At 65.1% G+C, this 20969-nt stretch carries 16 protein-coding genes and 1 tRNA gene; 12 read left to right on the top strand and 5 right to left on the bottom strand.

Translation table 11 applies throughout. The annotated features are described in order from the left end of the window. Positions 1-69: 69 nt before the first annotated feature. The 4 genes from NY78_RS15645 to NY78_RS15630 all read left to right on the top strand — a co-directional run bounded on the left by NY78_RS15645 (position 70) and on the right by NY78_RS15630 (position 3906). Positions 70-603 (top strand): hypothetical protein, encoded by a 534-nt coding sequence (locus NY78_RS15645; RefSeq protein WP_043637890.1) that lies wholly within the window; start codon positions 70-72, stop codon positions 601-603. 376 nt (positions 604-979) lie between these two features. Further along, the gene (locus tag NY78_RS15640; RefSeq protein WP_043637888.1) at positions 980-2110 is read left to right on the top strand and encodes an FtsX-like permease family protein; all 1131 of its coding nucleotides are present in this window, start codon (positions 980-982) and stop codon (positions 2108-2110) included. 3 nt (positions 2111-2113) lie between these two features. After that, a complete protein-coding gene (locus NY78_RS15635; protein ID WP_043637887.1) occupies positions 2114-2815 on the top strand; it encodes an ABC transporter ATP-binding protein in 702 nt (233 codons plus the stop codon). Beyond that, entirely contained in the window at positions 2812-3906 is a 1095-nt protein-coding gene (locus tag NY78_RS15630; RefSeq protein ID WP_043637886.1) for an HlyD family secretion protein, read from the top strand. Before NY78_RS15635 ends, NY78_RS15630 begins: the two co-directional genes overlap by 4 nt. A gap of 260 nt (positions 3907-4166) precedes the next feature. Here the strand turns inward: NY78_RS15630 and NY78_RS15625 are convergent, their stop codons facing one another. The 3 genes from NY78_RS15625 to ricT form a co-directional block, all read right to left on the bottom strand. Continuing rightward, entirely contained in the window at positions 4167-5981 is a 1815-nt protein-coding gene (locus NY78_RS15625; protein WP_043637885.1) for a methyl-accepting chemotaxis protein, read from the bottom strand. A gap of 178 nt (positions 5982-6159) precedes the next feature. After that, positions 6160-8112: a methionine--tRNA ligase gene (metG, locus tag NY78_RS15620; RefSeq protein ID WP_043637883.1), complete on the bottom strand. Its 1953-nt coding sequence runs from the start codon at positions 8110-8112 to the stop codon at positions 6160-6162. Beyond that, entirely contained in the window at positions 8109-9482 is a 1374-nt protein-coding gene (gene ricT / locus NY78_RS15615; RefSeq protein WP_043637882.1) for a PSP1 domain-containing protein, read from the bottom strand. Before ricT ends, metG begins: the two co-directional genes overlap by 4 nt. Before the next feature lie 176 nt (positions 9483-9658). On the opposite strand from ricT, the gene NY78_RS15610 reads away from it, so the two are divergent. The 4 genes from NY78_RS15610 (at position 9659) to NY78_RS15600 (ending at position 12867) form a co-directional block, all read left to right on the top strand. Then, positions 9659-9734, top strand: a tRNA-Lys gene (locus NY78_RS15610). 217 nt (positions 9735-9951) lie between these two features. Continuing rightward, positions 9952-11412, top strand: a complete 1461-nt coding sequence (locus tag NY78_RS23195; protein ID WP_053062242.1) for a methyltransferase domain-containing protein — start codon at positions 9952-9954, stop codon at positions 11410-11412. Between the two features lie 791 nt (positions 11413-12203). Beyond that, positions 12204-12374, top strand: coding sequence for a hypothetical protein (locus tag NY78_RS25275; RefSeq protein ID WP_197084264.1), 171 nt, complete (start codon positions 12204-12206; stop codon positions 12372-12374). 250 nt (positions 12375-12624) lie between these two features. Continuing rightward, entirely contained in the window at positions 12625-12867 is a 243-nt protein-coding gene (locus NY78_RS15600) for a hypothetical protein (RefSeq protein ID WP_043637881.1), read from the top strand. Positions 12868-12960: 93 nt separating this feature from the next. On the opposite strand, the gene NY78_RS15595 is transcribed toward NY78_RS15600, so the two are convergent. Next, complete coding sequence (locus NY78_RS15595) at positions 12961-13551, bottom strand: tRNA (mnm(5)s(2)U34)-methyltransferase (RefSeq protein ID WP_043637879.1); 591 nt, start codon at positions 13549-13551, stop codon at positions 12961-12963. A gap of 1 nt (position 13552) precedes the next feature. Beyond that, positions 13553-14059, bottom strand: coding sequence for a YchJ family protein (locus NY78_RS15590; RefSeq protein WP_043637877.1), 507 nt, complete (start codon positions 14057-14059; stop codon positions 13553-13555). Positions 14060-14329: 270 nt separating this feature from the next. On the opposite strand from NY78_RS15590, the gene NY78_RS15585 reads away from it, so the two are divergent. From NY78_RS15585 to NY78_RS15570, 4 genes are all read left to right on the top strand, one after another. Beyond that, on the top strand, positions 14330-14509 hold the full coding sequence (locus NY78_RS15585) for a hypothetical protein (RefSeq protein ID WP_043637875.1): 180 nt from the start codon (positions 14330-14332) through the stop codon (positions 14507-14509). Between the two features lie 132 nt (positions 14510-14641). Beyond that, entirely contained in the window at positions 14642-17023 is a 2382-nt protein-coding gene (locus NY78_RS15580) for a methyltransferase domain-containing protein (RefSeq protein ID WP_043638022.1), read from the top strand. A 287-nt stretch (positions 17024-17310) separates the two neighbouring features. Beyond that, a complete protein-coding gene (locus NY78_RS15575; protein ID WP_043637873.1) occupies positions 17311-18849 on the top strand; it encodes a methyl-accepting chemotaxis protein in 1539 nt (512 codons plus the stop codon). 122 nt (positions 18850-18971) lie between these two features. Then, positions 18972-20966: a proton-conducting transporter transmembrane domain-containing protein gene (locus NY78_RS15570; protein ID WP_043637870.1), complete on the top strand. Its 1995-nt coding sequence runs from the start codon at positions 18972-18974 to the stop codon at positions 20964-20966. Positions 20967-20969 lie beyond the last annotated feature (3 nt).

The following is a 20969-nucleotide window of genomic DNA, read 5'->3' as shown; positions in this document are numbered from 1 at the left end:
TGCTTCCGAGCAGGGAGCCAGGGAAAGGACCGGACGCAACACGAGGCCGAACCGCAACGAGGGGGAGACATGGACGTCGCGCGATTGTTTGGTGGCCGCCCGCTTCTGGTCCTGGCCGTACTGGCGTTGGGGCTGCTGGCGGGCTGCGCCCGCACCACGGTGTCGCACCTGGAGTCCCGGCCGGTGGTGGCGGCCACGCCCACGACCCTGCCCATGAAATATTTCCGGTTTGAATTCACCGGCAAGCCGGCCGGCGACGGCTACAGGATTCAGGGCCGGGCCGTGCCGGTTTCCGACGATCTGCCCCCCTGGGTGGACCGCCTGGAAGAACTGACCCTGGCCGCCTATCTGCGCAGTCCGGCCGGCGAGGTCATCGCCGAGAGCGAGAAGCCCTACAAGGGCATGGCCCTGGGCCAGGGCGCGGCCGTGCCCTTTGAATTCGACCTGTCCCCGGCCGGCGACGCCGCCGGCAACTACGCCGTTTCCTTTGGCTACAAGGCGATCTTCGGCTCCCAGAAGGCGCGAAACGCCGTGGCTCCCAAGGGACCGCCCCCGGCCGGCGCCGTCTTTTTCGCCGGCGAGGGCGCGGTGCGGATGCAGTAGCCGTCGCCGGTCCGGCCTACAAAATTGTCGCGCGCCCTACACAATCGTCGGGCGCGTTGGCATTTTGGCGGTCGGGCTTGTATGGCCAAACGGCCTGCCGGGCCGTTGGCGACATTTTTTCGCATTTGGCACGGCCTTTGTATAAGACCAGATGACCCCGGTGCCCGGGGGGCAGACGCCAGGGAATCCTCCACCCGACCGGCTGCCGCCCGAAACCTCCTTGGATGGCTGATGGTTTGGCGTTCCGCGTTTTCGCGAAAGCGGCGTTGCAGCGATGCAGCGCCGCTTTCGTTTCGGCGCTTTCCCCTTTACCGCCGCGCCGGGATACGGTAGCGCCAAGGAGCCGGCAAAGCGTTGGAAACGCCGGCGCTTTGCCATGATCATCCGCATTGCCCTGCGCAATCTCCTGCACGACCGCGTGCGCCTGGCCGTCACGCTGACCGGCGTGGTCTTTGCCGTGGTGCTCATCGCCGTCCAGGGCGGCCTCTTTGTCGGCTTCACCCGGGCCACCTCCTGCGTCATCGACAACACCGAGGCCGAGATCTGGGTGGCCTCGCGCGGGGTGCGCAACTTTGACGTCACCCACCCCCTGCCCGACCAGAAATTCCATCAGGTCCTGGGCATTCCCGGCGTGGCCAAGGCCGAACGGTTCATCGTGCGCTTTGCCAACTGGAAAAAGCCGGCCGGCGGCCAGGAATCGATCGAGGTGGTGGGCTTTGATCCGGCCTCGGGCCTGGGCCGGCCCTGGGCCCTGACCGCCGGCAGCCAAAACGCCCTGCGCCTGCCCGACGCCGTGGCCGTGGACGAACTCTACCTGACCAAGCTCGGCGTCACGGGCCTTGGCGACCGGGCCGAAATCAACGACCGCCGGGCCAGGATCGTGGCGCTGACTCGCGGCATCCGGTCGTTTACCACCTCCCCCTACATCTTCACGTCGTTTGAAAACGGTCTCAAATACGCCGGCTTTGCCCGGGGCCAGAGCACCTATCTGCTGGTGCGCCCGGTTGCCGGCCTTTCAACCGAGGCCCTGCGCGACGCCATCCGGGCCGGCGTTCCGGACGTGGACGTCTTTACGCGCGAGGAATTTTCCGGAAAAACCCAGTATTACTGGATGTTCACCACCGGAGCCGGCATGGCGCTTTTAATCGCCGCCTCGCTTGGGCTGGTGGTCGGCGGCGTGGTGGTGGCCCAGACCCTCTACGCCACCACCGTGGACCATCTGCCGGAATTCGGCACGCTTCGGGCCATGGGCGCACCCGGCGGCTACATCCACCGCATCATCGTGGCCCAGGCCGTGGCCGCCGCCCTGGTCGGCTATACCTTTGGCATTGCCATCAGCTATTTCCTGGTCTCCCTGGCCGAACGCGGCGGGGCCTCCATCCTGCTGCCGCCGGGCATGGCCGTGGGCCTGTTTTTCCTCACCGTCACCATGTGCGTGACCGCCGGGCTGGTGTCGATCCGCAAGGTGACCCACATCGACCCGGCCATGGTCTTCCGGGGGGCCTGAGCCATGATGCCGGGAAAACCGCTCCTTGAGGCCCGCCGGGTGGCCAAGACCTTTACCCTGGGCAAAGTGGCCGTGCCGGCCCTTCGCGGCGTGGATATGGCCGTGGCGGCCGGCGAGGTCGTGCTCCTTATGGGACCCTCGGGCAGCGGCAAGACCACGCTCCTTTCCATCCTCGGCTGCATCCTGGCCCCGACCAGCGGCAGCGTGGCGGTCATGGGCCGCGAAACCGCCGGCCTGCCCGAGGCCGAGCTGGCCCGGGTGCGTCTGGCCCATTTCGGCTTTATTTTCCAGGGGTACAACCTCTTCCCCACGCTTTATGCCGAGGAAAACGTCCGCGTGTCCCTTGATTTGCGCGGGGTGGGCAAGGCCGATGCCGTGGCCCGGTCCCGGGCCGCCCTGGAATCCGTCGGCCTTGGCGACAAATTTCGGGTGCTGCCCCGGGACTTAAGCGGCGGCCAGAAGCAGCGCGTGGCCATTGCCCGGGCCTTGGTGGCCGAACCGGAAATTTTGCTGGCCGACGAACCGACCGCGGCGCTGGACTCCGAAACCGGCAAATCAGTCATCGGCCTGTTGCGCGAGCTGGCCGTCACCCACGGCCGTTCCGTAGTCATCGTCACCCACGACGCCCGCATCGCCGCCTTTGCCGACCGGGTGATCCGCATCGAAGACGGCCGCATCGCCGGCCAGGGGCAGGAATTCGTATGATGCAGCGCGGGGCCGTTCTGCTTGTGGCCGTCCTCATGATCGTTGGCGGAGCGCTGTGGCTGCGCGTCAATACCCAGCCCCGCAAGGCAGTGCCCGTAACGGCCGCGACCCCGGCCGCCGCCCCCTCCACGGCCATGCCCCCGACTCCGGCCTGGGTGGCCGCGCCCGGCCGGGTGGAGCCGGTCTCGGAGGAAATGCGCCTGGGCTTTGATATTGCAGGCAAACTGGCCGAAGTGAGCGCCGAGGAAGGCGACGTGATCAAACAGGGCCAGATCCTGGCCCGGCTGGCTGCCGACGAATTTGCCGCCCGCATCGACGCGGCCGAACAGGTCCTGGCCGCCCGCGAAGCCGCCCTGGCCAAGGTACTGGCCGGAGCCCGGGACATGGAGCGCCGGGAAGCCAAAGCCGCCCTTCAGGAGGCCCGCACCGTCTCGGAGGTGGCCCGCATCGAACACCAGCGCCGCCGCCAACTTCTGGCCAAGGAAGTGCTTTCCCAGGAAGAGGCCGACCGGGCCGAACGTGAATACAAGGTCGCAACCGACCGCATGGACGCCGCCCGGCAACGCTTCCGCCTCGTGGACGATCCGGCCCGCGAGGAAGACGTCAAGCGGGCCATGGCCGAGGCGGCCGAAGCCCGCGCCCGTCTGGCCGAAGCGCAAGCCCTGGCTGCCAAGGCCGTCATCCGTTCGCCGATCGACGGCGTGGTGCTGCGCAAACACCGCCGGGCCGGCGAGATGGTGTCCGTGTCCTTCGACACCCCGGTGGTCACGGTGGGCGACATCAGCCGGCTGCGCGTGCGGGCCGACGTTGACGAACGCGATATCTCCCGGGTCAACCCCGGCCAGAAAGCCGTCTTCATGGCCGAGGCCTACGGGGAGCGCCGCTTCACCGGAACCGTGGTCCGGGTGGCCAAAATACTCGGCAAGAAAAATATCCGCACCGACGAACCGGCCGAAAAAAACGATACCCGCATTCTCGAAACGCTCATCGACGTGGACGCCCCGGCCGAGCTGCCCGTTGGCCTTCGCCTGGACGTCTTCATCCTCACCGCCCCGGACGCAGAAAAAACCCTGCCAGCCTACACGCCCTAAGCCGCTGCTGGGGCGCTGCCCCAGACCCCGCCGGGGGGGGATCATCCCCCCCGGACCCCCTGGACGGGAAGACCGGGGCGGATGGGGGAAGGCTTGGCGGCCCCGGCCCGCTCTCGTCTTTTCTTGCCCAACGTTCGCTTCCCGGCTCGGCAATGCACTCGGCCACATCGAACCAACCCCAGGTGGGTTTCCAAAGGGCTCAGCCCTTTGGCCGCCGGAGGCACTCTTCGCCTTCGCCTTTCCGTCCCTGCCCCCGCTCCCTACCCGAACACCTTGATATCGGCTCCGAGCACGCCGACGATGCGGTCGTTGATGCGGATGGGGGTGGAGATGGTCAGGCAGTATTCGTTGGAGGCTTCGGACATGTAGATGGGGGAAATGGCGGTATCCTGGTTGGCGATGACGCCGGTGAACCAGGGACGGCCGGACCAGTTCTTGCCGCGAACGGACCCGGTGGAGGCGGCGTGAAACCCTGCTGGCGCGATATTTTCCGTGATTTGAATCCCTTTGGCGTCGGTGGCGTAGAGGAGTTCCAGAAAGGTGTTTTGGGCCAGGGCCTGACGCATGAGGCGTTCCATGGCGGAACGGTCGAGGGCGGCCATTTCGGACGCCCCGGCCAGCTCTTCGACGGCATCCTGGGCGGCTCCCTGGCCGATCAATTTGAAGACGCCGTTTAGCTTGATGAGTTCTTCGATTTCCCCGCCAAGCGCTTCGATGGTGGCGGCGGAGCGGACCATGCCGTCGGTGGTGCGGCCGGACAGGTCGCGGATGCGTTCGATGGCGGCCTGGATGCGTTCGCTGGCCGCCACCTGCTCATCGGAGGCCTTGGCGATGGACACTACCTGGGCAGAGGCGTCGCCGGACAGGGTGACGATCTGGCCAAGGGCGGCCCGGGACTGGCCGGCCAGGGTGGTGGCGTCGTCCACGGCAGTGGCGGCCTCGTCCATGTGGCGGATGTTTTCAAAGGTGCCGCTTTGGATGGCCTGGATGACCTTGCCGACTTCGGCGGTGGCGGTCATGGTTTTTTCGGCCAGTTTGCGCACTTCGTCGGCCACGACGGCAAAGCCGCGTCCGGCCTCGCCGGCCCGGGCGGCCTCGATGGCGGCATTTAAGGCCAGCAAATTGGTCTGATCGGCAATATCGGAAATGACGGTCATGACCTGGCCGATGGATTCGGCCTGCCGGCCGAGGTCGGCCATATTGGATTTGAGCGACGCGGCCAGGGTGGAAACCCTGCCGATGGCGGCCACCGAGTCGTCCACGACCGAGGCTCCTTCGGCGGCCCGGCGACGGGCTTCCTCGGCGGCCGAGGCGGCCTGCTCGGCGCTTTTGGCCACGGCGACCGTGGCGTCCACCATGACGGCCACGGAGTCGGCGGTTTCGTCGATGCAGGTTTTCTGCTCTTCCGCGCCGGACGAGACGTCGCGCGCTTCCTGGCGCAGCGAACGTGTGGCCTCCTTGATGGAATCGGCCACGCTTTCCAGGGTTTCGCCGGCTCCAAGCATCCCCAGGCGTCTGGCTTCATCCTTTTTCACGGCCCGGCTGGCCTCGCGGGAGGCTTTTTCGGCGGCAGCGGCATGTTCCTCGATTTCGGCGGCGCGGGTTTTGGCCAGATGCAGCTGGCTGTCCAGGGTCGCCACCATGGTTTCCAGGCTCTGGCGCAAAAGGCCCAGGCGGCCAATGAAGCGGGGATCGTCCGGGAGCCGCTCCATGCGGCCCTCGCCCACCCGGGTGGCATAGGCGGCCAGCAGTTCCAGGGGGCGCATGAGATTGCGGCCAAGCAGCAGCAAAAACAGGGTCACGAGAACAGCGGCACACACCACAGAGGTGACGGATGAGGCGGTCAGGACCTCGCCGGGCGCGGCGTCGAGCAGTTTGGACAGCGCGGCCAGATCGGCCCGGGCCGTGCTTTGATCCGTGCTCCCCAGGTCGCGTTCAACCCGGGCCAACGATGCCTTGGCGGTGTCGATGGCGCTGGAAAGCCGCCAGTTGGCCGCGACATTGGCGGCCAGGACGACGAGGGCAAAACCGAAGATGGTGGTCAGGGTCAACCGCAATTGCAGGGATACACGCATACGCCCCCCGTGACACAAATGGGAATGGAAAGAGGTGGCGGCCGATCAGACCCACCCCACGTGGTCCGACCGGCCGACACACAAGAACCGGAACAGTTTCGACGATTCGCATCACACGGCAGTAGCAAGTCAACTTCCTGGAACTAATCGCGTTTTTTGAAAAAACCGGAATCCTTGCCTATGAAACCCGGTCCCCCGGGGCGACCGGGACCGAGGCCCCGACCAGGGCCATGCCGCCGGCATGGCGCACGGCCAGGATCATGCCGTGGGAGACGACCCCGCGCAATTTTCGGGGCTTGAGGTTGGCCACCAGGGTGACCTGCCGGCCGACCAGCTCTTCGGGTTTGAAGTGTTCGGCCAGCCCGGCCACCACCTGCCGGGGCGCGTCCTCGCCAATGTCCACGGACACGGCGTAGAGCCGGTCGGCTCCGGGCACCGGGGCCACGGACAGGACATTGCCCAGGCGCAGATCGAGTTTGGCAAAGTCTTCGTAGTCCACTTCCGCCGCCGGCCCGGGCTTGGCGGCCGGGGCCTTGTCCTTGGCCTTGCCGGCCTCTTTGGCCGCTTTGGCCTTGGGGGCCGGGGCAGGTTCGTCCTTGGCCGCGACTTCCAGGCGGGGAAAGAGATTGGAAGTGAGCGCCACCTGGGTCCCGGCCGCAAGCGGGGCAAAGGCCACGGCCTCGTCAGTCAGTTTGACGGCGGCCGGGTCCTGGCCGAGCTGGGTTAACAGCGTGGCGGCCGCTTCGGGCATGACCGGCAGCAGGCAGACGGCGACCTGGCGCAGACCGCCAAGGACGTTTCGCATGACGGTGGCCAGCCGGTCGGTGCGGCCTTCCTTGAAAAGCGTCCAGGGCGCCATGGCGTCGACGTATTTATTGAGTCCCCGCACGAGTTCCCACAGGGCGTCAAGCGCCCGGGAGAATTGGGCCGAGGCAAAAAGCGTCAGGTAATTGGCCACGGCCGCTTCGGCCAGCTGGGCCAGATCGTCATCGGCGCAGTCGGCGGCCGCCTCGGCCGGCATGACGCTGCCGAAATACTTGGCGGCCATGGCCAGGGTGCGATTGGCCAGATTGCCCAGGTCATTGGCCAGATCGGCGTTGAACCGGCCGACAAAGGCCTCGTCGGTAAAGCTCGCATCCGCCCCGAAAACCATCTCCCGCAGCAGAAAATAACGCATCCCGGACAGGCCGGCCCGGGCAGCCATGGCGGCCGGTTCGACGACGTTGCCCAGGGACTTGGACATCTTGGTGTCGCGCACCAGCCAGTAACCGTGGACATTTAAGCGCTTGTACAGCGGCAGGCCCATGGCCAACAGCATGGTGGGCCAGAACACGGCATGGGGTTTTAAAATATCCTTGGCCACCAGATGCTCGGCCGCGCCCCACCAGGCCGGGAAATCCGGGGCGTCGGGCCAGCCGGCGGCGGTCAGGTAGTTTATGAGGGCATCGAACCAGACATAGGTGACGAAATTGGCGTCAAAGGGCAGCTCCACGCCCCAGGTCAGACGCGACTTGGGCCGGGAGATGCACAGGTCGTCGAGCGCCCCGGATTCGAGCAGGCTGACCACCTCGTTGCGGTACTGGCGCGGGCGGATGAAATCCGGGTTGGCCTTGATGTGGTCGAGCAGCTGGCCCTGGTACTTGGACATGCGAAAGAAGTAGTTCTTCTCGGCGATATAGTCCGGCTTGACCTTGTGGTCCGGGCACAGGCCGTCGACCAGTTCCTTTTCGGTCAAAAACCGCTCGCAGCCCTTGCAGTAGTGGCCGCCGTATTCGCCGAAGTAGATGTCGCCCTTGTCGTAGACCAGCTGCAAGGCGCGTTTGACAGCGGCGATGTGGTCGGCGTCGGTGGTGCGGATAAAACGGGTCGGCGTGATGCCAAGGGCCGGCCACAGGCTGGAAAACAGGCCGCTTATGACGTCGGCGTATTCCTTGGGCGTCTGTCCGGCCTTGGCGGCCGCCTCGGCGATTTTGTCGCCGTGTTCATCGGTGCCGGTCAGGAAAAAGACGTCCTCGCCGCGCAGGGCATGGAACCGGGCCATGGCATCGGCCACGATGGTCGTGTAGGCGTGGCCAAGGTGCGGCTTGGCATTGACGTAGTATATGGGCGTGGTGATGAAAAAACGATTCACGATCCGCTCTCCGGTTCACGAGAAGGTTTGCCGCCTTGGCGGGCGTCCGGGCGTTTGGGCCTCGAACGGGGTTGTGGCTGTTGCTCGGGAGCGGCCTCGCCGCCGGGGAGCGGGGGGCGGCGGCCGGGACGACGGCCCCGGCGCGAGGAGCGGCCGGCTCCGACGCGGCCTTCGCCCTGGGGCGGGTTGGCCCCGGCCGGAACGGCGTCCTTTGCGGCAGCGGCGGCGTCGGGGCCTGTGCCCTCGGGAGCGCCAGGAGCGGCGGCTGCCCGGGGCGCGGCCGGGGCGCCGGCTTCGCGGCCACGGCGGCGCTCCTGGTCGCGGCCCTGGTCGCCACGGCCTTGCTGGTCGCGGCCCTGGTCACGGCTTTGCTGGTCGCGGCCGGCCCCACGCCGTTCGCCGGCTGGTCCCTCGCTGCGCCGGGATTCGCCCCGGGGGGCGGAGCGGCCGGATTCGGGGCGCGGCGACGGGGCCCGGGGGGCGTCCGGCCGGGGGGGCTCAAAACGCGGGATGTCGGGGCGGGAGCCGTCGGCCGCTTCGATGACGCCTTCCGGGGCAACCGGACGGTTTTCCACGGCCTGGGTCCATTCCTCCACCGTCATCTCGCGTTCGTCGCCGGCCTCGTCAAGGACGGTGACGGTTTCCCGAAAGAGGTTGGTGCGCAGCACCTTGGCCATGCCAAAGGCCGTGGCGAACTTCTTGCCGACCCGGGGGCATTTCTTCTGGAACTGCTCGTAGTTCTCCTGCTCAAACGACAGGCAGCACAGGAGCCGGCCGCAGATGCCGGAAATCTTGGTGGGATTGAGGAACAGGTTCTGTTCCTTGGCCATCTTGATGGTGACCGGGGCGAACTTGCGCATGAACCGGCGGCAGCAGCAGATCTGGCCGCAATTGCCGATGGCCCCGAGCATCTGCGTCTCGTGGCGCACGCCGATCTGGCGCAGTTCGATGCGGGTGTGGTAGGCCTTGACCAGATCCTTGACCAGTTCGCGGAAATCGACACGGCCGGGCGCGGTGAAATAGAAAACGATCTTGGTGCGGTCGTGGAGTACTTCCACGTCCACGAGCTTCATCTCCAGATTCCTGGTTTCGATGCAGCGGCGACACCAGGTATGGGCTTCGCGGGCGAGCTGGTCGTTCTCGCGGCGGGTGTCGACGTCTTCCTGGGTGGGCAACCGGAAAATGGGTTTGAGTTCCTGTTCCAGGGCGGCTTCGGGCGGATCGTCGCGCACGACGACAACCCGTCCCATGCCGAGGCCCTGCTCGGTCTGGACGAGCACGTCGTCGCCCATGGCCACCACAAAGGGGCCGGATTCGAAATAGTAAACCTGTCCGTGGTCACGGAACTTGATGCCGAGGATATGGCTCATGTACGCCCTATGTATGCGCCGCGTCGCGGCGGTAATCATCACCGAAACGTGGTTTATACTCCATATCTAGGCAAACGGCAAATGGCGTCACCGGGCCGTCATATTTTTTCACAAAGTCGTTGACAAACTCCCCCCACCTGCGTAGACCCCGTCTTCGCCGCGCATGAGTGCAGCGCGGGCCATTAGCTCAATTGGTAGAGCAGCGGACTCTTAATCCGTTGGTTCAAGGTTCGAGTCCTTGATGGCCCACCAGAGATTTCAAGGGGTTCCGGTTTATCACCGGAACCCCTTTTGCGTTGCCCCGGCCGATGTCCGTCCCGACCATTCCCCGGCTGTGCCGCCGCAAGACCAAAATTCCTCATCGACTGGCAGTGGCCTCTTTGCTATTTTACAAGGAAAAATCGCTTAGTATCGATGGGGACCACTGTCGCTCGTACGACTTCGAACACCTTTGGCGCAAGGGATTGCCATGGATTTCAGCATTGCTATTCTTGCACAACCCAATGACGTCTATTGGAGGGCGGCTGAGGACGTCGTCTATCCTTTGCGAGACGCCCTTTCCGGCATGGGCTACGCCGTCGAAATCCTGACACGAGACCTCTCCGACAAGTCCGTCAACATCATCTTTGGGTTGCAGGATGTCCCGGACTTTCCTCTCAACGACATTCCACCAAATTCTATAATTTATAATATCGAGCAAATCACCAAAGGGAGCAAAGCACTTCAACCGCACTACATTGAATCACTGTGCAATTTTACGGTTTGGGATTACAGCGAAAGGAATATAGACATATTGAAAAGAAATTTCAAAGCAACATCCATTCGCCACATACCGCTTGGATATGTTCCTGAAATGGTCTGCTTGCGGGATGATTATCCAAAGGACATCGATGTCCTCTTCTACGGATCGATGAACAAACGACGGCAGTCGATCATCGACGCATTACTTGAGCGTGGCCTAAACGCGGTCGCGGTTGGAAAAATATTTGGGCACGAACGTAATTTTCTGATCGCGCGGTCCAAAATAGTCTTAAATATGCACTATTATACGCCAGGCATATTCGAAGAGGTCCGCATGGGCTTTCTTCTCGCCAACAAGAAAACGATTGTTTGCGAACGCAACGCAGACACCACGGTGCCGCCCGCATTCGAAGACACATGCGCTTTTGCGCCGTATGAAGCGCTTGTGGAGACTATCACCCGATTGCTGGCACACCCCGAGCATTGCGCCGAGCAGGGGGCGCGCGGCCAGAGCTGTTTCACCAAACGCCCCTATGCCGACATCCTGGCGGACGCCGCCCGCGAGGCAGCCCCCCGCCCGAGCGGCCGGCGAAGTCTGCCGACGCGGTTAAACGCCGGTTCGGGAAAGGATTTCAAAGAGACAGACCTGAATATCGACATCAACCCCCAATGGCGGCCGGACATTCTGCTCGACCTTTCCGCACCCCTCTCCCAGGGAATCGTTTACGCGACGAGGCGATTTGGCGACGTCACCCTGCCCGCCGGGCACTTCAGGGAAATCATCGCCAACGACGTGTTGGAACATGTGCCCGACGCCATCGCGACAATGACCAATTTCCTGACGCTGCTTCGCGTCGGAGGAGTGTTGTCCCTGCAAGTACCCTACGACCTGTCCTACGGGGCCTGGCAAGACCCCACGCATGTCCGGGCCTTCAACGAAATGAGCCTTAAATACTATACCGACTGGGCCTGGTATGTAGGATGGCGGGACTATCGTTTCTCGGTGACCGGCATTTTATACTCTTTCAGCGAATCCGGGAAAGCCCTTTACGCCCAAAACAAAGACATTGCGCTTCTGTTGCGTACGCCGCGGGCGGTTGACAGCATGCAGGTTACTCTTGAAAAAAGGGCGTGTACTGACGCGGAAAAGCGCGAATTTGATCGTCACCATCGAACGTTCTACAAATAAGGCTTCAATATTATTACAAATACATGAATTACACGCCCTCTAGAAACAACATGAACCCGTACCCCAGCAACGCATTCTGTTATTAGCTGGCAACAATATTGGTTCGTAAAAATATCCCCCGAGGGATGCGCCTGCCCTGCAAGGAGAAATCCCTGCAACAGTCCAAAACCCCGGGCTTCGGAAACGTACCCCGATCCATTTTGTTTTATTAGAAAAGTTGGACAATTCCCGCTGTCCAGGCCGGACACGCGCAGCAGCCTCCTGTCCGACGATCCCCGGGCGACCGCCTGCCCGTCCTTGCCGAGGCCCCTGGGCCCAACCTCGACCACGCCGCCCCACTGGAGCGCCATAAGCCGGCCGCTGTTGCGCGTCATCGGCTTTGGCGTTGTCCGGGGCCGGGACTCTGACGGCAAAAAGCCTGACCCGCCCGACCTCGCCGTCCGGTTTGGCAATGTCCCCAGGCGCGCCGTCCACTACCGCAGTCACCTTTCCCGACCAGAAGCCGGCCCGTAGACAACCCAAGGCCAAAGGCTCCGCAGCGCTGCCACATGCAAAAAAGTCCCAATACATTGGTACAACGGATATTCTCACTTGTATCTATTTTAGAGGAGCTGTGCTTCAGACAAATAACTCCCGGCCACGCCAGGATAATGCTCCGCAGTGGCGACTACCGCCAAAAAGAGTACCACGAATTATCCCAACATATTATTCGGTTGCACTATTCCACCAGCAGACGGCCGGCTCCTCCCAAGAAGCATGACAAGCGCCCGCCTCCCTGATAGAGGTCAACTATGGAATGGATTTTTATCTGCATCGCCATGGGTATTGCCGCCCTGGTCGGCCTGTTTGCCATGGCCGGCCACGGCCACGACGGCGAGTCGGTCAAGGGACACTTCGATTTCGACCGCTACAAGCAAAACGAGCTTTCCAAGCGTGGACTTTTCGACAAAACCAAATGGTGACCACGACCGGACTGCAGGCCCGCGCAGCCGGACGGCCCATTGCCTCCTGCCGCGCGGCTGGGAGCAATGGCCGCGCCGCGCCTGGGGATTCGTTTCCGTGACCACGCCGGACAACGCCCGGGAAGCGTTCTTTCTTTCGTAACGATATGCCCGTATTGATGCCGGAGCCGGCCCGAGGTCCGGCCTGGGTCGGACCTCGGGCCGGCCCCCCGACCCAAACCACGGCGACACGCCCCAGAAGGATTTGGACATGAAGATTGCCGGCACGAAGCTGCCAAGCCGCGAGGCCAAGATGGCCGATGCCAGGGAAATGTGCCTGTCCCGTCTGCGGGCCGTGCCCCGGGACAAACGCGAGGCCGTGGCCGACGCCATCCTGGCCCTGGCCGATCCTGATTGGTGGGAAAGCCGGCCCAAAGGGACCGACGTGTTTCTGCTTATCCTGGAGGCGCGTCAGAAAGAGGCCATGCGGATCATTGCCGCGGCCACGCCGTAGTTTGTCGGGCCGGTCTGGATCGGCCCGCGCGGCTGCGACGGAAACGGGATGCGCCGGGCAAACTCCGGCCATGGCGATGCGCTGTCGGCCGGCTCAGCCGGCCTGGGCGGCCTTTTCGACGCAATAGACGATGATCGGGCTGCCGGGTTTGTTGACCAGTTCGTAGCGCGCCGCCCGCCAAGCCGCAAAATCAAGCTCCCGGCACCAGTTCCCCACGCGCCGGGCTTCCTCCTCTCCGCCCGGATGCCCGGTATAGCACACCACCGAAATCACCCCGCCCCCGGCCAGGACATCGCGGCTGGCGTCCAAGGCCGCCAGGGTCGTTTCGGCCCGGGTGGTCACGGTCTCGTCCCCGCCCGGCTGGAAGCCCAGGTTAAACAGCACCGCCGCCACCCGGCCACGATGCTCTGCCGGCAGGACCTCGGCCAGATGTTCGTGGCCTGTGCCGTGCAAACGCGCCGCGCCGGCCAGGGCGGCCCGTTTGAGCAACGCTTCGGTCGCAGCCAGGGCCGCCGGCTGGATGTCAAAGCAATGGACCACCCCGCCCAAACCCACCAGCCGGGCCAGGAAAACCGCATCGTGGCCGTTGCCGGCCGTGGCGTCCACGGTGATGTCGCCGGGCCGCGCCACCTTGGCCACGAGCGTCTGGGCAAAGGTGAGGGCGGCCGTGGCCAGAAAACGCATATCAGCCGCAGCAGCGCTTGAATTTTTTGCCGCTGCCGCAGGGGCACAAGGCGTTTCGTCCGGGACGCGGCGAACCGTCGGCGGCCACTGCCGGCGCGGCAGGTTCCGGCTCGTCGTCGAGCCGGCCGTCGACATAGAACCAGACGCCGCCTTTTTTGCGAAACCGGCTGACTTCGTGCACTTCCTCCGGCGTTTGTTCCCGGACATAGGAAGCGACAAATTCCACCACCCCGGTCTCGTCCGCCGCCCCGCCCTGGCTCGTGGCCAGGATGCGAAGGCCGGTCCAGTTCGTTTGCGCATTCCAGGTCAGCAGGGCCGCGGCATCAAAGCCCACGCGCTTTCGCGGCCAAAGCGTGCGTTCAAGGTAGACGGCGTCGCCTCGAACGTAGGCCGTGTAGCGCGAGCGCATGAGCGCCTCGGCCGTTTCAGCCCGGCGCTTGCCGGCCAGCAGGGGACCGCAGCACGCCGCATACGAAGCGCCGCTTAAGCAGGGGCACGGTTCGGTCATGGAGTATCCTTTACGAAAAAGTGGAAGGCTCTGGGCCGGGAATACTTTCACAGCCGCCGGGCCGGGTCAACGCCCTGGACCGTCCCTGGCCGGGCAAAGACGCCCGGGGCGGGGCAGGACGGCCGACATTCGCTGCGCCGCAAAGAGTGCCGTATGCGATACAGGTTCTCCCCACTTCGTGGCCTCGGCGCTGCTGTTGCATTCCCCCAACTCCGGCTGCGCGCTCCGGGTTGGGATGGACGGCGCGCGTCCAGACTGCTAGAACGTGCCATGCACTGGATTACCATCACTGTTACCGGGCTCCTTGCGGCCGGCTCCCTGGCCGCCCTGCTTGCCCTGTGCGCCAAGACCCGCGGCCACGGCATCGTCCCCGGCGGTTTTGATTTCGACCGCTATAAAGCCAGCGAACTGTCAAAGCGCGGCCTTTTTAACAAGGCCCGGTGGCACTGACCGCGCCCTCGCCCCTGCTCAATCTTTCCTGAAGCCTTGTCAGATTCCGCCCCTCGGGGTAGGGGAACAATGCCCGGCCGGGCCGTCCGCCCGTCGGACGCCGTCATCGCACCCGAGCAAGGGGACTTTGCCATGTCGTTCGATTCTGCCCGTTGGACCCGTGTGCCTGTTGGCGAAAGCGCCGTCTATCTCTATCCCCAAGGCCCGGACTGGTTCGTGCCCAATGCGGCGGCCGACGCGGTCTTACGCCGGGCGGCGGCCGGCACTGCAGCCGGCTGCGAGGACACGCTGTTTCTATCGCGCCTGCCAACGGCCGAGGCCACGCCCTATGCCGGCCGTCAGGCCGCCCTGGCCCTGGACAGCCTGGGCGAGTTGTGGCTGCACCTGACGGATCGCTGCAATCTGGCCTGCCGCCATTGCCTGTTCTGCTCCGGCCCGGCCGCCGCCCTGGAACTTTCGGCCCAAACAGCCCTGCGCCGCATACGGGAGGCGGCCGTTCTGGGCTGCCGCGTCTTCGCCTTGACCGGCGGCGAACCGTTCTGCCACCCGGATCTTGGCCGCATCGTGGACGCGGCCCTGGCCGTCCCGGACAGCCATGTGGTCATCCTCACCAACGGCACGGGCTTTACCGGCCAGGCCGACCTGCTCGCCGGCTGGCCCCGGGACCGGGTCCATTTCCAGGCGAGTTGCGACGGGCTGGCCCCACGCCATGACGCCATGCGCGGCCAGGGGGCCTTTGCCCGCCTGAAGGCTGATCTGGCTGCCGCCCGGGACCTCGGTTTCGGCCTCACCCTGTCCTTTTGCCCCACCACGGCCAATGTCGGCGACCTGCCGGCCATGGTCGATCTGGCGGCTGCCGTCGGCGCGGCCGGACTGCATCTCATGTGGCATTTTGCGGCCGGACGCGGCCGGGACAACGACCGGCCAAGCGACGACGCCCTGTTTGCCGCCGTCACCGAGACGGCGCTGCGGGCCGAAACAGCTGGCCTGAGCATCGACAATCTGGCCGCCCTGGCCAGCCAGGTTTTTTCCCCGGCCGCAACCCGCCACGACGGCGCCACGGCCGGCTGGGAATCGGTGGCCGTCGGCCCCGACGGCCGGCTCTATCCCAGCCCGGCGCTCATTGGCGAAGCCGCCCTGGCCACCCCCATCGACGACGCGGCCGGCGGCTTGCAGGCGGCCTGGAAAACCAGCCCGGTCCTCGACAGCCTGCGCCGCACCACCAGCGCCACGGCCGACTCGCCCTGGCGGCTGGTCCTTGGCGGCGGCGACCCGGACCATGCCTGGCGGCACTCCGGCCGCTTCGACGGCGCCGATCCCTATCTGCCCCTGCGCGAACGCCTGGCCGCCTGGATGATCCGCCGCGAGGCCGAGGCCGTGCCCGACGCCCGCCCCAACCGGCCGGGACTGCGGCTGAAAATGGGCGAAACCCACGAAAGCTGCCACGCCCACGGCGAAGTGGCCCTGGCCCATACCAACTGCCTGCTGTCTATTGCCGGCCAGTCGAGTCTTGGCCACATCAAGGATTTTTACACCGAGGCGGCGGCCGTGGAAAAAGGCGACATCGTCAATCCCGTGCGCTATCCGCTGGAGATGGTCGAACACATCCCGGAATTTTTCCGGGTGCGCGGCTACGGCTGCGGCTCGCCCATTGCCGACGCCGGCCTCGTTGCCGGTGAGACCGTGGTGGATCTTGGCTGCGGGGCCGGGGTGGAATGCCTGATCGCCGCCCGGCAGGTGGGTCCGGACGGCCGGGCCATCGGCATCGACATGCTGCCGGCCATGCTGGCCCGGGCCACCCGGGCCGCAGCAGCCACGGCCGAGGTGCTCGGCTATGCCAATGCCGTCTTTTTCCAGGGTTATCTCGAAGCCCTGCCCCTGGCCGAGGGCACAGCCGACTGCATCACCTCCAACTGCGTGCTAAACCTCTCCACCAGAAAGCGCCGCCTCTACGCCGAAATTTTTCGAATTTTAAAACCCGGCGGCCGCATCGTCTTTTCCGACGTAGCCACCGAAACTCCGGCCACGGCCGCCATCTGCAACGACCCGACCCTGCGCGGCGAGTGCATCTCCGGCACGCTGACCCAGCGCGACCTTTTCGCCATCCTGGAAGAATCGGGCTTTACCGCCATGCGTATCATCCGGCGCTTTCCCTACCGGGTGGTGGGCGGCCACGATTTTTATTCCGTCACCGTGGAGGCCAGAAAACCGCTGGCCCTGCCGCCCAGGCGCAAGGTCCTCTACCGGGGACCGTTTCGGGCCGTGGTCACGGCCTCGGGCGAGGTCCTGCGGGCCGGCGAAGTGCGCACCATTGTGCTCCACGAAGAGGATCTGACCGGACACGCCTTGCTGGTCCTGGACGAGCAGGGCCATATCGCCAATCCGGATTTCGATGCCGGCGGCACATCGTGTTGCTGCGGCCCGGCCGCCGGACAGGAGATCGCCGCCCTGCTGCAAAAACTGCCGAAGCACGATGCACTCACGCCGCTGGCCCTGACGCCCCCGACGCCGTAACAGCCCGCGCGGCGCAGGTTCGATAAAACACAGGCCCCCGCGCCGATCTGCCCCCGACCAGCAACAAGGCCCGGCGACGCGCCATGGCGCGTCGCCGGGGCCTTCGATTGTCCCATCCCAACAAGAACATTTCCGTTGTCCGCTTCCGCCACCCGCTCCATTCCCTCTGAATCGACACCCTGTTGGCGGACAGACGCTACGGGATGTGTTGCGCTTTGGGGGGCATTGCGTTACGCACTCCCCATTCATTCGAGTCGGGGAATCACCGGATGGTGTTGGAGGAACTTATGAAGCCGTTTCCGTTGACAGTCCTTATCATTGGCAACGCCCTGCTGCTGGCGGGCAGTGCCCTGGTCGGCGACGGGCCGGTTGCATATTGCCTGTTGGCCGTGTCGTTTCTGTGCACCACCGGCTTTCTCCTGTGGACCAAAAATAGCGTGGAAACGACCTGCGCCCAGGTCTCAGAGACCTTTGCCGCCATGACGTCGAACAAATTCGACTGTTTCCTGACCGACAACGCCCTGCTCCAGGTCGCAGCCCTGCGGGAGACCATCCTTCCCCACGAAGTTGCGCTCAAGACGCGTCTGAGCCGGGACGAGGCCATGCTGGCCAATATCATCACGCCCATGGCTATCATCGACGAGAAGGGCAATATCAGCTGGCTCAATGAATATATGGTGCGCCTGACGGAAAACGACGGCACGCCACAGCAATATATCGGCAAGCATTTCTCCCAGTTTTTCTATGGCGATTCCCGAGAGACCATCGGTGAAACGGCCATTCGTAGCCGTCAGAAGCAGTCCTCCAAGACCGAATTTGATACCCGTAAAGGCCATCACAAGTTCATCAGCATGTTTGCCACGCCCATAATGGATTTTGACAACAAGCTCATCGGCGGCTTTATCTCCGTGGCCGACTTTACCGGCGTCGTGCTCAAAGAACGGACCATTACCGAGCAGAATCACCGCATTGCCAACGGCGTCAAGGAAGCCACGGCCGTGGCCGAAAGTCTGGCCGAGGCGGCCGAACACATGACCGCCCAGATCAGCCAGTCCACCCAGGGCATGGAAGAACAGCGCGCCCGCACCACCGAGGTGGCCGCCGCAATCGAGGAAATGAACGCCACCATCCTTGAAGTGGCCCGAAATGCCGGCGACGCCGCCGCCACGGCCGGACAGGCCAATTCCATGGCTTCCACCGGGGCCAATCTGGTGGATCAGGTCATAAACGTCATGGAATCGGTCAATACCAAGGCCACGAGCCTCAAATCGGAAATGCGCGACCTGGGCGAACAGGCCCAGGGCATCGGCCAGATCATGCAGGTCATCTCCGACATCGCCGACCAGACCAACCTGCTGGCCCTCAATGCCGCCATCGAGGCCGCCCGGGCCGGCGAGGCCGGACGCGGCTTTGCCGTCGTGGCCGACGAAGTCCGCAAACTGGCCGAGAAGACCATGACCGCCACCAAAGAGGTCAGCAGCTTCATCCGGGCCATCCAGGACAGCGCCGGACGCAACATTGCCGCCACCGACGAGACCACCCACGTCATCGAACAGGCCGACACCCTGGCCCACGACGCCGGCGACGCCTTGCGCCAGATCTTAAATTTCGTGGAACGGACCTCGGATCAGGTGCGCGGCATTGCCACGGCTGCCGAGCAGCAGTCCGCCACCTCCGAGGAGATCAACCGCTCCACCGACCACATCAACACCATTGCCGAATCCACGGCCGGGGCCATGGCTGTAGCGTCCTCCGCCGTGTCCAATCTGGCCCATCTGGCTTCGGATCTGCGCACGTCCATGACCCGGATGCACCTGGACGAGTAGCCCGGGGCAAAGGGGCGGCATTGACACGGCCCAGTTGGAGGCTTACGCCTCTTTTTTAAGGATTACGCGGCAATGGGACCGACCGAATAGATGCGGCGGCCCCCAAGAAAGGGTTGTCGACCATGGAATTGTTCGGGCTCTCGCTCACCTGCTATCTGCTTGGCGCGCTGTGCGCCCTGGTGTTCGGGGGACGCGAAGCAGCCAATCGCCTGGCCCCTGCCGCCGCAGTCGCCGGCTCCCTGGCCGGACTGGCCGGGGTGCTCAGCGCGCCGGTCAGCGCGGTCAGCACCGTCACCCTGCCCTGGGGCCTGCCCCTTGGCGCATTTTCCCTGGGGCTCGACCCGGCCACCCGCCTGTTTCTCCTGCCCGTGTATATCCTGGGCGCGGCCGCAGCCGTGTCCGGCAGCCTGCATCTGGCCGGCCACGACGCCGCCCATGCCGGAAGCGACCGGCGTGGCCCCCACTGGTTCTGCTTTCACATCCTGCTCCTTGGCCTGTCCCTGGTCATGGCCGCCCGCGACGGGGTCCTGTTTCTCATTGCCTGGGAAGCCATGTCCCTGGCCCCGTTTTTCCTCATCAGCCTCAATGACGACGAAGCCGAGGTGCGCGAGGCCGCCTGGGTCTACCTCGTGGCCGCCCACATCGGCGCGGTCTGCCTCATCGCCTTTTTCACCCTGGCCATGGGCCAGGCCGGCGGCAGCAGCTTCGAGGCCATCGCCGCCGCGGCCCGCTCGGGCCAGCTGACCGCGCCGTCCCTCCTGTTCTTTCTGGCCCTCATTGGTTTTGCCGCCAAAGTCGGCCTGATCCCCTTCCATGTCTGGCTGCCCGACGTCTACGCCGCCGCCCCGAGCCACGTCACCGCGCTTATGGCCGGGGGCATGATCAACGTCGGCATATACGGTCTGTGGCGCACCCTCGAACTGCTTGGACCGTCCGCCCTCTGGCAGGGCTGGCTGCTGGTCGCCCTGGGACTGGCAAGCGCCCTGTATGGTATCCTGCGCGCCCTGGCCCAGGGCAATCTCAAACGGCTTTTGGCCTATTCCAGCGTGGAAAACATGGGCCTGGTCTGCCTGGGCCTGGGCCTGGGGCTTATCGGACGGACCAGCGGCAACACCGCCATGGCCGTCCTTGGCTTTTCCGGGGCGGTGTTCCACATGTTGTGCCATGCCGGTTTCAAGGGACTGCTCTTCCTGTGCGTCGGCGAGGTCCTGGCTGCCGTTGGCAGCATGCGCATCGCCCACCTGGGCGGGCTGGCCAACCGGCTGCCCGTCGTTGGCGGAGCGTTTTTCCTGGCTGCCGCCGGGATTGTCGGCCTGCCGCCCCTGCCCGGCTTTCTCGGCGAGCTGGTCCTGGCCCTGGCCATCCTGACCGGCCTTGATCTGCCGGGGCTGCTGCCCCGGGTCGGGCTGGCCGCATCCCTGGCCGCCCTGGCCGCTGTCGGCGGCTTTGCCCTGGCCGCCTTTGCCAAAGCCGGCGGGCTGGCCTTTCTGGGCCAGCCCCGCACCCCGGCTGCGGCCAAGGCTACCTCCCCGGCCCGGCCGGGCCTGGTCCCCATCGCCTTTCTGGCCGGTTGCCTGCTCCTGGCCGCCGTTTTCGCTCCGGGCCTGCTGGCCCTGGCCGGACAGGCCGCCCTGGCCTTCCCCGGCATGGACCCGGCCCCGGCCCGGGCCGCCCTGGCCAAAGCCTGGAGCATAGCCCGCATCGTGAGCCTTTTTTCCGCCGGCATCGTGGCCCTGAGTCTTCTCCTGTTGGGGCTGCGCCGGAGGCTGACCGCCGCCCACGGCCGGCGTCGCGGCCCGACCTGGGGCTGCGGCTACACCGCCGGCACCTCCCGGGTGCAGTACGGGGCCGCATCCTTTGTCGAACCGACAACCCAAATCCTGGGCCAGCCCATGGGACTCGCCCGACGCCTGGACATGGACCCGGGGCTTTTTCCCAAGCGGGCCACGCTGTTTGTCGCCAGCCCGGACCTCATCCGCGGCCGTTTGTACACACCGCTGTTCGAGGCCATCGCCCGGGGCTGCGATGCGCTTAAAGTGGTGCAGCACGGCCGGGTGCACCTCTACATCCTTTACGTGCTGGCCACGGTCGTCCTGCTGTTGGCCTGGAAGCTGTAACAG

Origin of the sequence: Desulfovibrio sp. TomC (genome assembly GCF_000801335.2) — a bacterium.
Lineage (GTDB): Bacteria > Desulfobacterota > Desulfovibrionia > Desulfovibrionales > Desulfovibrionaceae > Solidesulfovibrio.
The sequence above is the reverse complement of the archived record's forward strand: the minus strand, read 5'-3'. Positions and strand labels throughout refer to the sequence as shown.